Source organism: Rhodococcoides kyotonense (genome assembly GCF_001645385.1).
Taxonomy (GTDB): domain Bacteria; phylum Actinomycetota; class Actinomycetes; order Mycobacteriales; family Mycobacteriaceae; genus Rhodococcoides; species Rhodococcoides kyotonensis_B.
The window spans coordinates 1-11,918 of record NZ_LVHI01000026.1 but is presented as its reverse complement, the minus strand read 5'-3'; the positions used below and the strand labels follow the sequence as shown (position 1 = coordinate 11,918).

At 64.4% G+C, this 11,918-nt stretch carries 14 protein-coding genes; 9 read left to right on the top strand and 5 right to left on the bottom strand.

Going from position 1 to position 11,918, the window contains the following annotated elements:
- Positions 1-123 precede the first annotated feature (123 nt).
- The 5 genes from A3K89_RS19400 (at position 124) to A3K89_RS19380 (ending at position 4,861) form a co-directional block, all read left to right on the top strand.
- On the top strand, positions 124-543 hold the full coding sequence (locus A3K89_RS19400) for an SPW repeat domain-containing protein (protein ID WP_068429490.1): 420 nt from the start codon (positions 124-126) through the stop codon (positions 541-543).
- A 454-nt stretch (positions 544-997) separates the two neighbouring features.
- Positions 998-2,287, top strand: a complete 1,290-nt coding sequence (aceA, locus tag A3K89_RS19395) for an isocitrate lyase (RefSeq protein WP_068429487.1) — start codon at positions 998-1,000, stop codon at positions 2,285-2,287.
- Positions 2,288-2,449: 162 nt separating this feature from the next.
- The gene (locus A3K89_RS19390; protein ID WP_084423900.1) at positions 2,450-3,325 is read left to right on the top strand and encodes a 3-hydroxybutyryl-CoA dehydrogenase; all 876 of its coding nucleotides are present in this window, start codon (positions 2,450-2,452) and stop codon (positions 3,323-3,325) included.
- A 113-nt stretch (positions 3,326-3,438) separates the two neighbouring features.
- A complete protein-coding gene (locus A3K89_RS19385; RefSeq protein WP_068429481.1) occupies positions 3,439-3,714 on the top strand; it encodes a hypothetical protein in 276 nt (91 codons plus the stop codon).
- A 106-nt stretch (positions 3,715-3,820) separates the two neighbouring features.
- Complete coding sequence (locus tag A3K89_RS19380; protein WP_068429478.1) at positions 3,821-4,861, top strand: NAD(P)-dependent alcohol dehydrogenase; 1,041 nt, start codon at positions 3,821-3,823, stop codon at positions 4,859-4,861.
- 91 nt (positions 4,862-4,952) lie between these two features.
- On the opposite strand, the gene A3K89_RS19375 is transcribed toward A3K89_RS19380, so the two are convergent.
- Positions 4,953-5,825, bottom strand: coding sequence for a polyphosphate kinase 2 family protein (locus tag A3K89_RS19375; RefSeq protein WP_068429475.1), 873 nt, complete (start codon positions 5,823-5,825; stop codon positions 4,953-4,955).
- A gap of 32 nt (positions 5,826-5,857) precedes the next feature.
- Here A3K89_RS19375 and A3K89_RS19370 point away from each other — a divergent pair, with 32 nt between their 5' ends.
- On the top strand, positions 5,858-6,319 hold the full coding sequence (locus A3K89_RS19370; protein ID WP_068429522.1) for a PPOX class F420-dependent oxidoreductase: 462 nt from the start codon (positions 5,858-5,860) through the stop codon (positions 6,317-6,319).
- A 216-nt stretch (positions 6,320-6,535) separates the two neighbouring features.
- On the opposite strand, the gene A3K89_RS19365 is transcribed toward A3K89_RS19370, so the two are convergent.
- From A3K89_RS19365 to A3K89_RS19355, 3 genes are all read right to left on the bottom strand, one after another.
- Positions 6,536-7,558 carry a lipase family protein gene (locus tag A3K89_RS19365; protein ID WP_254303589.1) on the bottom strand — a complete coding sequence of 341 codons (1,023 nt, stop codon included), beginning with the start codon at positions 7,556-7,558 and terminating at the stop codon, positions 6,536-6,538.
- Between the two features lie 223 nt (positions 7,559-7,781).
- A complete protein-coding gene (locus A3K89_RS19360; RefSeq protein ID WP_068429470.1) occupies positions 7,782-8,765 on the bottom strand; it encodes an iron-siderophore ABC transporter substrate-binding protein in 984 nt (327 codons plus the stop codon).
- 8 nt (positions 8,766-8,773) lie between these two features.
- A complete protein-coding gene (locus A3K89_RS19355) occupies positions 8,774-9,334 on the bottom strand; it encodes a type 1 glutamine amidotransferase domain-containing protein (RefSeq protein ID WP_068429467.1) in 561 nt (186 codons plus the stop codon).
- 60 nt (positions 9,335-9,394) lie between these two features.
- On the opposite strand from A3K89_RS19355, the gene A3K89_RS26055 reads away from it, so the two are divergent.
- On the top strand, positions 9,395-9,550 hold the full coding sequence (locus A3K89_RS26055; RefSeq protein WP_165839473.1) for a hypothetical protein: 156 nt from the start codon (positions 9,395-9,397) through the stop codon (positions 9,548-9,550).
- Between the two features lies 1 nt (position 9,551).
- On the opposite strand, the gene A3K89_RS19350 is transcribed toward A3K89_RS26055, so the two are convergent.
- A complete protein-coding gene (locus tag A3K89_RS19350; protein ID WP_068429464.1) occupies positions 9,552-10,289 on the bottom strand; it encodes a TetR/AcrR family transcriptional regulator in 738 nt (245 codons plus the stop codon).
- A gap of 108 nt (positions 10,290-10,397) precedes the next feature.
- On the opposite strand from A3K89_RS19350, the gene A3K89_RS19345 reads away from it, so the two are divergent.
- Together A3K89_RS19345 and A3K89_RS25865 are read left to right on the top strand one after the other, a co-directional pair.
- Entirely contained in the window at positions 10,398-11,666 is a 1,269-nt protein-coding gene (locus tag A3K89_RS19345) for a DUF445 domain-containing protein (RefSeq protein WP_068429461.1), read from the top strand.
- Between the two features lie 72 nt (positions 11,667-11,738).
- Positions 11,739-11,918: hypothetical protein (locus A3K89_RS25865; protein ID WP_371828816.1), on the top strand; the 180-nt coding region annotated here is incomplete at its 3' end.

The window sequence follows — 11,918 nt, the reverse complement described above, 5'->3', positions numbered from 1 at the left end:
ACGTCTGGTGGGTCACGATCCGGAGTCCAACGCAGTGGACCGCTTCGGAGGGGCGTATACCGGATACATGCTCGTTTGCATGGCTAAAGAAGTTTGGGTGTCTAAGTAAGGAAGGCGAATCACATGTCCGAGAATCTTCGTGAGGTATCGCGCGACGCAGTGGTTCTGGCGGTAGGCGTCGTACTCGTGGTGTCGACCATCTGGCTTCCCGTCGAGGGCGACGCCGGAGTGTCCGGAGCCATCCTCGTACTGGGCATGGTGTCGGCCGGCACGGCATTGTGGGCGATGTCGAGTGCATCGAGATCGAGTCACTGGGCCCACCTCGCACTCGGGGCGATGCTGGCACTGTCTCCGGTCGTGCTCACGTTCCCGTCCGGACTGATGGTGACGGACATGTTCGCGGTCGTCGGCGGCCTTCTGATCGCGGCAATGGGAGTGCTCGGAGTCCTCGACAATGCCCGCGGGACGTCCGTCTCGCGCATCCCCAGCACCGTGGTTGCATCGTCGGGTACCGCTCGCGCCCGTGTTCGAGTGAGTCGCTGACGTCGTTCGACCGCCCCCGCACGCCGCCTTGCTCGGACCCGAGCGAGGCGGCGTTGTCGTATGTGACGCGGGGTCGTGTCCGGTTCGAGAGGTACGGTGGATGTGATTCCGGTCACAGTTGCTAACTGCTGGTTCGATTCAGAAGAATTTGCTTAAACCGTACGATTGTCCTGTTGGATCCGACGCACCTTTTCGTAAATTGCGTTCATGAACTGCGCTTTCTTCCTACTGGCCAGTAGGGAAGCCCTCCGAACGGGTGGGCGCGACTTCGGTTAATTCTTCGCAACGTTAGCAAGGTGTTGTGAAAAGCTAGCCAAGATTGGCACTCGTAACAGGTGGACGTGCGCTTTTGGGGTGTGCCATTGTTTTGAAGAACACCCGCAGGGCCTTGCAACGGTGTGAAGAAACATACGCACGAGCGGCCCGATCAGATCAGAAAAGACTGGAGCTGACGATGTCGACCACCGGCACCCCGAGAACCACCGAAGAGATCCAGAAGGATTGGGACACCAACCCTCGCTGGAAGGGCGTGACGCGCAACTACACCGCCGAGCAGGTTTCCAAGCTGCAGGGCTCCGTCGTCGAGGAAGCGACCCTTGCTCGTCGCGGCTCCGAAATCCTGTGGGATCTCGTGAACAACGAGGACTACATCAACTCGCTGGGCGCACTGACCGGCAACCAGGCCGTTCAGCAGGTCCGCGCAGGCCTCAAGGCCATCTACCTCTCCGGTTGGCAGGTCGCAGGCGACGCCAACCTCTCCGGCCACACGTACCCGGACCAGAGCCTCTACCCGGCCAACTCGGTCCCGCAGGTCGTGCGCCGCATCAACAACGCGCTGCTGCGCGCCGACGAGATCGCCCGTGTCGAAGGTGACACCTCCGTCGACAACTGGCTCGCACCGATCGTCGCCGACGGCGAAGCCGGTTTCGGTGGCGCCCTCAACGTCTACGAGCTGCAGAAGGCCATGATCGCGTCCGGTGTCGCCGGCTCGCACTGGGAGGACCAGCTCGCGTCGGAGAAGAAGTGCGGCCACCTCGGTGGCAAGGTGCTCATCCCGACCCAGCAGCACATCCGCACGCTGACCTCCGCCCGTCTGGCTGCCGACGTCGCCGACGTGCCGACCGTCGTCATCGCCCGCACCGACGCCGAGGCCGCAACCCTCATCACCTCCGACGTCGACGAGCGCGACCAGGAATTCCTCGACGGCACCCGCACGGCCGAGGGCTTCTTCGGCGTCAAGAACGGCATCGAGCCCTGCATCGCTCGCGCGAAGGCATACGCTCCGTACTCCGACCTCATCTGGATGGAGACCGGCGTCCCGGATCTCGAGGTCGCGAAGAAGTTCGCCGAGTCGGTTCGCTCCGAGTTCCCGGACCAGCTCCTCGCGTACAACTGCTCGCCGTCGTTCAACTGGAAGGCTCACCTGGACGACGCGACCATCGCGAAGTTCCAGAAGGAGCTCGGCGCAATGGGATTCAAGTTCCAGTTCATCACCCTCGCCGGCTTCCACTCGCTCAACTACGGCATGTTCGACCTGGCCCACGGCTACGCACGCGAGGGCATGACCGCCTTCGTCGACCTGCAGGAGCGCGAGTTCAAGGCTGCCGCAGAGCGTGGCTTCACCGCCATCAAGCACCAGCGTGAGGTCGGCGCGGGCTACTTCGACTCGATTGCCACCACGGTCGACCCGAACACCTCGACGGCTGCACTGAAGGGCTCCACCGAAGAGGGCCAGTTCCACTGATCCAGTCCGCCTCCCCGGATCTTCAGCGCACCAGTCAGGCGGTCCCAGCGTTTCGCTGCGGGCCGCCTGACTCGTACGGATCTGTTCTGGGCGTTCCCCAGCAGAGTTACCCCCTTCTCGCCTGTAGCTGTTGCCCAGCGACGAGATACGAAGGATAGAGCTGTGACTGTTGAGCGAGTAGGCGTCGTAGGTGCCGGGCAGATGGGGGCAGGAATTGCCGAAGTCTGCGCACGTGCCCACGCCGACGTGCTGGTCTACGAGCCCACACGCGAGCTGACGACCGCAGGACGCACACGCGTCCTGCGGTCGTTGGACCGTGGTGTCAGTAGCGGCAAGATCACCGAGCGTGAACGGCAGCAATGCGCGTTCCGGCTGCGGTTCACGTCCGAACTCGGTGATTTCGCCGATCGCCAGCTCGTCGTGGAAGCGGTGGTCGAGGACGAGAAGATCAAAGCCGATATCTTCGCCGAGCTCGACTCGGTGGTTTCGGACCCGAACGCAGTGCTCGCGTCCAACACCTCGTCGATCCCAATCATGAAACTGGGCATCGCGACGAAAGCACCCGATCGTGTCGTCGGGATGCATTTCTTCAACCCGGTGCCGGTGCTCCCGCTCGTGGAGCTCGTCACCACTCTGAAGACGAGCGACTCCGTGGCCGAGCGAGCCGAAGGATTCGCCGCCGACATGCTCGGCAAGCAGGTCGTCCGATCCGCCGACAGGTCCGGGTTCGTCGTCAACGCACTGTTGGTGCCCTACCTGCTCTCGGCCATTCGGATGGTCGAATCCGGTTTCGCCACCAAAGAAGACATCGACAAAGCGACCGTACTGGGGCTCGCGCACCCGATGGGGCCGTTGACTCTGGCCGATCTCGTCGGTCTCGACACCATCAAGTCCATCGCCGACTCGATGTACACGGAATTCAAGGAACCGCTCTACTCCGCCCCGCCGCTTCTGCTGCGGATGGTCGAAGCCGGGTTGATGGGCAAGAAGACCGGCGCGGGCTTCTACCAGTACGAGAACGGGCGCGTGGCGCGCTGAGTCGCACCGCGTCGCCTACTGGTAACTGGAACCCTCGCTGCGTAAGTTCGAATCGTCGTGAATCGTTTCCAACGGCGCGATATGCGCCGACGTGCAGACAGGGGGCATCGAGGATGAGCAAGTCGACCGAGTCGGGTGGATTCCTGCCGAAGGTCTTGGGAATCGGGCTGGCTGCCACGGGTGCCGCGCACTTCGTGGTTCCGGAGGCGTTCGAAGGCATCACCAAGCTGCCGTTCCCGAAGGACACGCGCAGCTGGATCAGCCGCAACGGTGCCACCGAACTTGCCGTGGGTACCGCCATCGCGCTCCCGCAGACGCGCAAGCTGGGTCTCGTCGGGCTCGGCGCGTACGTCGGGTGGCTGGGCTACAACGTGGCTCGAAACAGCTAGATCGAGGGCCGAAGCTGTTGCGATCGACTCGTTCGGCCGGGGAATAGCCTGGTCGAGCGGGTTGGATCGTTTGCACAGGTATCGATGCGCCTGTAGCAATGTATTCATGACTTCCGCTACCGCGTACACAGCGACCGCTGCCGATGCCCCGCTCGAGAAGGTCACCATCGAGCGCAGGGAACTCGGTCCGAACGACGTCCTCATCGACGTCAAGTTCGCCGGCATCTGTCACTCCGACATTCACACAGCCCGCAACGAGTGGGGTGGCACCAGCTACCCCGTCGTTCCCGGACACGAGATCGCCGGCATCGTCGCCGAGGTCGGATCCGACGTCACCAAGCACAAGGTCGGAGATCGCGTCGGAGTCGGCTGTTTCGTCGATTCCTGCGGCAAGTGCGACGCGTGCCTCGCCGGAGAAGAGCAGTACTGCTTCGAGGGCGTGATCGCGACCTACAACTCCAAGCTTCCCGACGGTTCCATCACGCAGGGTGGATACTCGACGCAGATCGTCGTCACCGAGGGCTTCGTGCTCCGCATTCCCGACGGCATCGAGCTCGACGTCGCCGCGCCGCTGCTGTGCGCAGGCATCACGCTGTACTCGCCGCTGAAGCACTGGGGTGCAGGCCCGGGCAAGAAGGTCGCCATCATCGGAATGGGCGGACTCGGACACGTCGGCGTGAAGATCGCTCACGCGATGGGCGCCGAGGTCACCGTGCTCAGCCAGACGCTGAGCAAGGAAGAGGACGGCAGGCGTCTCGGCGCCGACCACTACTACGCCACCTCCGACAAGGCGACGTTCAAGAAGCTGCGTGGCCAGTTCGACCTGATCATCAACACCGTGTCGGCGAAGATCGACATGGACCGCCACATGTCGTTGCTGGCGATCAACGGCTCGCTCGTCATCCTCGGCCTGCCCAGCGAGCCCATCGAGGTTCGAGGCTTCACTCTCGCCGCGAACCGTCGTAGCCTCGCCGGGTCGATGGTCGGCGGTATCCCCGAGACCCAGGAGATGCTCGACTTCTGCGCCGAGCACAAGATCGGCGCCGAGATCGAAACCATCCCGGCCGACAAGATCAACGAGGCCTACGAACGCGTGCTGAAGAGCGACGTCCGCTACCGCTTCGTCATCGACGCGAAGACGTTCTAGGGCGCTGCGCGCCAAGTGCACGGAAATACACGGCGCTTCATGGTCGTTTCGCGGGCTCCACTCCTGCTGCCATGTATTTCCGTGCACACGGTTAGCTCTCCGCCAGACGTTTCTTCTCCAGCTCGACGTCGAAATCGGCCTTCGGCCAATCCAATTCGAGCGCCTGCAGAGCGTCGATCAACAGCTCCGTGACCGCGAGCCTGCTGTACCACTTCTTGTCGGCCGGAATGACGTACCACGGCGCGTAGTCCGTGTTCGTTCGATCCACGACGCGCTGGTACGCCGTCCGGTACTGCGGCAGGAAGCCTCGCTCGGTGACGTCGCCCGGGTTGTACTTCCAGTGCTTGTCCGGCCGATCGAGACGCTCCTGGAGCCGTCGCCGCTGCTCCTCCGGTGAGACGAACAGTGCGACCTTGACGATGTGCGTGCCCTCGTCGGTCAACTCCTTCTCGAACGCGTTGATCTCGTCGAACCGCGGCTCCCACACCTGCCGCGGCACCAAATCGTGCACTGCGACGACGAGAACATCCTCGTAATGCGACCGGTCGAACACACCGATCCGCCCGCCGCGAGGAAGTTCCTTGCGGATGCGCCACAGGTAGTGGTGCTCGCGCTCTTCCTTGGTCGGCACACCGAACGACGCGAGGTCGACGCCTTGCGGGTCGACCATTCCCAGTACGTGCCGGACCATTCCACCCTTGCCCGCAGTGTCCATGCCCTGCAGGACCAACAGGATCGAGCGAAGATCGCCCGTCCGGCCGTTGGCGTACAGCTTCTCCTGCAACGACGACAGCACCTCACCGCGCTCGGCGAGCAGCTGCTGACCCTCGACCTTCTTTCCGTCGAAACCTGGAGTCGACGAGCAGTCGAGATCGTCGATGCGCGTCGAGTCCGTCGCGCGGAGGGCCTCGACGGCAGGCGTCGACCAGAGGGACTCGTGGGCGTTCTTCGAATGCTTGGCCATCGGCCGAGCCTAGCCCCACTACTGTGGGATTCATGGCTCCGAAACTTGCTTCCGCAGATTCCGTCGATCGCGATCGCCTTCTCGAATTCGTCGCGAAGCGCCATCATTCGACGCTCATCACCCACAAGCGCGACGGCGGCCTGCAGGTCTCACCGGTCACGTCCGGCCTCGACTCGGAGGGGCGCATCGTCATCGCGACGTATCCCGAGCGGGCGAAAGTCGTGAACATCCGGCGCAACTCGGCCGTGACACTGTGCATCCATTCCGACGAGTGGAACGACGCGTACGTCCAGGTCGACGGCACCGCCGAAGTCATCGATCTGCCGGATTCGGTCGAACCGCTCGTCGAGTACTTCCGAAGCATCGCAGGCGAACACTCGGACTGGGACGAATACCGTCAGGCCATGGTCAAGCAGGGAAAGTCGTTGATACGCATCACGATCGAGTCCTGGGGTCCCGTCGCCGAGGGCGGTTTTCCTCCGGGAAGGGTCTAGGCACGCGGGCCTGTACGGACCGAATGTCACCTCCGGTCACTCCGAGTGACCGGAAAGCCACATTCGCTCCGGGGGAGGGCGGAGCCCGGACCGAGCGAGGGCCTCATTCGGTCACTCCGAGTGACCGGAAAGCCACATTCGCTCCGGGGGAGGGCGGAGCCCGGACCGAGCGAGCCGGCGGAGCCCGGACCGAGCGAGCCGGCGGAGCCCGGCGGGCTAGCAGTTGCCCGGCGCAGGACGCCCGGCGAACCGGTCCGCGATCCACGCGTCCAGTTCCGCACCGGGCGTGAGGGTGTGGCCCTGTCCTTCGACGCGAACCCGCAGGACGGTGTCGCCGAAACCGCATGCCCGCCCGAGTGCGACTTCGGTCCATGCGGGCAGCACCACGTCGTCGGCGCCGCCGTACACCGCGAGAATCGGTGCGGACGAGGCCGCTTTCGGGAGCGCATAGTCCTGTAGTCGACCCGTAAGCTGTTGTGCCGCATCGCTGTTCGAGGACTTGAAGTTTCCGGGCTGCCACTGCTGGTCCGCGATGACCCGGGCAGGTGCGCTACCCGGGCCGCACGAGATCAGCGCCGACGACTTCTCGCCGATCACGCCGTGCAGGTGATCGTCCGGTTCGATCGCCGGGTCGACTGCAGCCGCGCCTTCGACGATCATCGGATACAGGGCGCGTTGCCCCTCGGACAGCGTCGCCTCCTGCGCTCGGTCGACGACGGGGGAGATATCGAGGGCTGGTACGACGACGGCAGCACCGACGAGATCCAGTCCGTGACCGTAGCTGGCGTCGAATTCGTTTGCCGCCCAAGCGGCGTGGCCGCCCTGAGACGTTCCGGCGGCGAGCCAACGCGTCGACAACGACGGGTCGAGATAGCGCGCGGCACGCACCGAGTCGATGACGTCGAACGCTGCGGTGCGCGGTTCGAGATAGGGATGGGCCGGCGCGTCGACGCGGCTGCTCAGGCCCTGATAGTCCGTGTAGACCACCGCGTAGCCCTGCTCGAGAAACCGTGCGACGGCTGCGGTGTCGCCCGCCAGATCCGCGGTTTCCGTCGGCGCGCATCCCGGTTCGATTCCGACGGTGCCGTGCGCATAGGCGACGACGGGACGCCCCCCGACTTGCGGGGGACCGGACGGAACGAACAGTGCGCCGGTCACTTCGGTCGATTCGCCGGTGACGCCCGAGATCGAGTTGTAGACGAATGTGGCAGCCGTCGTTCCGAGAGGGAACGCAGTCATGTCGAACCCGGTGTCCGTCGTGCTGGACAGGACGGTTCCCCTGGCCGCGAGCGCCGACGCGGATGCGGTGGGTGGCGTCGTCGAATAGGCGGGAGGCTCGACGACCGAAGTCGAGCATGCGCCGACGAGTACGGCGCACGCACAAGCTAGTGCCCCTCGCCACCCGTGCGCGGATAGTTGCATCCTGGGCCAACCAAGCGCGCACGGGTGGCGAAGCCGCACGTCAGCTGGCCAGCGGAGCAGCGAACAGCGGAACCGCGTTCTCGATGGCGTACTGGGTTCCCTGCACCGAACCGCTCGAGAAGGCGTTGCTGAGGTTCTGGTCGCCCAGCACCACGAGGCGGCCGTCGCGAGCCGACGGAAGTCCCTGGATGCCGGGGTTGTTCGTGATCTCGTCCGCGGTGGTGAAGATCGGGAACATGACCGTCAGGTCGGCGTCGAGCTGACCGACGTTCTCGGCGGACAGGTCGATGGTGAACGAACCGTCCTTCGCCTGCGACTGGATCGTCGGTGAGTTGACGAACCCGAGCTTCTTCATGAACTCGACACGGGTGTCACCCTCGACGTAAGCGCCGAGCTGACCGCTGTACAGCGTGCCGACTGCGACGGTCTTGCCCGCGAACTCCGGATTGGCCGACACGGCCGCGTCGAAGTCGGCGTTGGTGTCGTCGATGAGCTGCTTGCCCTCGTCGGACTTGCCGAGAGCATCGGCGACGAGCTGCATCTGTCCGTCCCACGTCGTGCCGTAGGCGATGTCGGTACCGGGAGGGGCGGCGACGGTCGGAGCGAGTGCGGACAGCTGGTCGTAGACGGCCTTGTCGTTGGTGCTGCGCGTCCACAGGATCAGATCGGGGTTCAGTGCCGCAACGGATTCGACGTCGAGATCGTAGGTGTCGAGCATGGTCGGCGCGGTGTCGTACGACTCGTCGACCCACGGACCGAGTCCGTCTCCACCGACGCCGAGCCAGTCGCTCGTTCCGACCGGCTGCACGCCGAGAGCGAGCGCGGTCTCGGCGTCGGACCACCCGAGTGCGACGACGCGCTGCGGATCGGCCGGAACCGACACCTCACCGAAGATCGTGTCGACGGTGGCCCCGGCGGCGGAATCCGAGGACCCGTCGTCACTGCTGTTGCTGCATGCCGTGGCGGTGACCAGCGTGACCGCAGCCGCCAGGGCGAAGAACGTCGAAGCTCCAAGTTTGCGCATAGGCAACGCTAACCTACCGACGCGGCTTTCGAGAACTGGTCGACGATCGCCTCGCAGAACGCGGGCAGGTCATCGGGGTTGCGGCTCGATACGAGGCCGTTGTCGACGACGACCTCCTGGTCGACGACGGTCCCACCCGCGTTGCGGATGTCCGTACGGATGCTCGGGTACGACGTCAACGTGCGACCCCGCACGACGTCTGCTTCGACGAGCGTCCACGGTCCGTGACAGATGACGCCGACGGGCTTGCCCGATTCGACGAACCGTCGTACGAAATCGACGGCAGCGGAGTCGGTGCGCAGTTTGTCGGGATTGGTGGTACCGCCGGGGAGGATCAGGGCATCGAAGTCGTCTGGGGAGACGTCGGCGACGACACGGTCGACACCGAACGTGTTGCCGGCTTCGACGTCGTTGTTCATCGCCTGGATGTCGCCGTGTGTCAGTGCCACGAGAGTTGTTGTGGCACCGGCCTTCTGGACTGCATCACGAGGCTGTACCAGTTCTACTTCCTCGACTCCGTCGGTTGCGAGAATTGCTACGTTGCGGCCGTTCAGCGGTGAGTTGCTCATGCGTGACGGATGACCGTCGTACGACGGTCTCAAACGGGTCGAATGGGTACGCTGTCTCTCATGGCCGATGACTTCACCGATCCGACCACGGAACTACCCGATCCCGACGTCGAGGAGCCCGGTGCGGGCGAACTGCCCACCGAGGCCGATCCGGCCGACGTCGTCGAGCAGTCCATCGAGGTACCGATCGACCCCGAGGACGACCGGCCCGAGTAGGTCAGCCCTCGTCCTCGACGACCAGCGGGTGCGGCTGCGACTTGAACTTGGCGGGCGAACCGTCGGACATCGCGACGCCGTGGATGCCGCCCCACGTCATCATGCACAGGTAGTCGATCAGATCCTCGGCCGACATCGACTTGTTCGAGATCCACCAGTGCGTGGCCAGCTGCACCGCGCCGACGATCGCGAACGCCCACGGCACCGAACCACCGGAATCCATCTCGCGACTGCGCAGACGCTCGCCGAGGACCGTCGCCAGCAACTCGGCGATCATGCGTTCGGAGTCGGCGACGACGTCGCGGTTGGGTCCGGCGCTGTTCGCCATGACGTACAGGTAGACCTCGGGGTCCGTGGCCACCGTCTCGACGTAGGCCGCGATGACGGCCCGCGTCAGCTCGTACTCGTCGAGTTCCTCGGAGATGGCGCTGTAGATGCGCGGCGCCAACGTGGTCTCGACGTAACGGCTCATGGTCGCGTTCGTCAGATCGTTCTTGTCGGTGAAGTACCGATACAGCACGGTCTTCGAGATACCGATCTCCGACGCGATCTCGTCCATTCCGATGTCGCGGCCGCGAAGCCGGATCGCGGCGAGGGTGCCGTCGACCAATTCTTCTCGACGCGCGATCTTGTGCTCACGCCAGCGTCGCTTCCGCCCGTCGGACTTCTCGGCCTTGGGGGCTTCCTTGGCCGCCGAGGCCGACTCCTCCTTGGCCGCCGATGTCGCATTTCTCGCCACGTGTATCCGCCGTATCCCGATCGTATGTTCGTTCGACACAGCTTAGGCGCCCGCCCATGGTTCCACGCATCCGCCACGTCGACGCGGCTCCGCTGGGGCGAGGGCACAATGGCGAGAGTGCAGCTGACGACATTCGACGACGCGACCAAACGTCGCGACCTCCGCAAGATGAAGGCGGTCGCGACGGGCTTCCTCGTGTTCGCGACGGTGATCTACCTGGTATGCCGCTGGCAGGAATCGCGCGGCGCAGGCGAGTGGGTCGGGTACGTGCGGGCGGCGTCGGAAGCGGGCATGGTCGGTGCGCTCGCCGACTGGTTCGCCGTGACGGCGCTGTTCAAGCACCCGCTGGGGATTCCGATTCCGCACACGGCGATCATCAGGAAGAAGAAGGACCAGCTCGGATCCAGTCTGTCGTCGTTCGTCGGCAGCAACTTCCTCGCGCCGGACGTGGTGTCGGAGAAGGTGCAGTCCGCGCAGATTCCGCTGCGGCTCGGCACCTGGCTCGCCGAACCCGAGAACGCCGAACGGGTCGCCGCCGAATCCGCGACGGTTCTGCACGGCGTCGTCGAGGTGCTCAACGACGAGGACATCACGCAGATCATCGACAACACCATCGTGCGACGACTCGCCGATCCGCAGTGGGGTCCGCCGATCGGCCGCGTGCTCGAGGAATTGATCGCCGACAACCGGCAGATGCCGTTGATCGACATGCTCGCCGAACGCGCGCATCAGTGGGCGCTCGGCAGTCAGGAGACGATCGATCGCGTCGTCTCGCGTGACTCCCCGACGTGGTCGCCAAAGTTCGTCGATACGCTGCTCGGCGAGAAGATCCACAAGGAGCTCGTCGAGTTCACGTGGAAGATTCGAGCCAATCCCGACCACGAGATTCGGTTGGCGGCCAACAAGTTTCTCGTCGACTACGCCCACGACCTGCAGCACGACCCGGCGACCATCGAGAAGGCCGAGTCGCTCAAGGCTCAGATCATGGGACGTGAGGAAATCACCGGGCTGGCCGCGGGCACCTGGAACGTCGCGAAGAGGCTCATCGTCGAATCCGTCGACGACCCGTCGAGCACACTGCGTCGCAAGTTCAGCGAGAACATCCAGAGCTGGGGTGCACGCATTCGCGACGATCACGAACTGCGCGGCAAGGTCGACGGTTGGCTGGAGGCCGGGGCCCGACACATCGCGAGGAACTACGCCGACGAGATCACGACGATCATCACGGACACCGTCGCGCGCTGGGATGCCGACGAAGCCAGCCGCAAGATCGAACTGCAAGTCGGTCGCGATCTTCAGTTCATCCGGATCAACGGCACCGTCGTCGGATCCATCGCCGGTCTCGCCATCTACTCGGTATCGAATCTGCTCTTCTAGTGCGCCTACGGCGCCCGTGCGCGGAAAGTCGGCCCCTGGAGCCTGTTGCTTAATTGAGGGTGTTTCGCTCGAGTGGTGGTGGGCCTGCTTTGGGATGATGGCTGGGTGGCGCGTGACTATCGACCTTCCGGTCTCGATCAGGGGTTTTTGATTCCACCCGATATCCGGGACTGGCTCGATGACGATCATGTGGCGTGGCTGGTGATCGACGCGGTCGCGGCGATGGACACCTCGGTGTTCCATCGCCGCCGG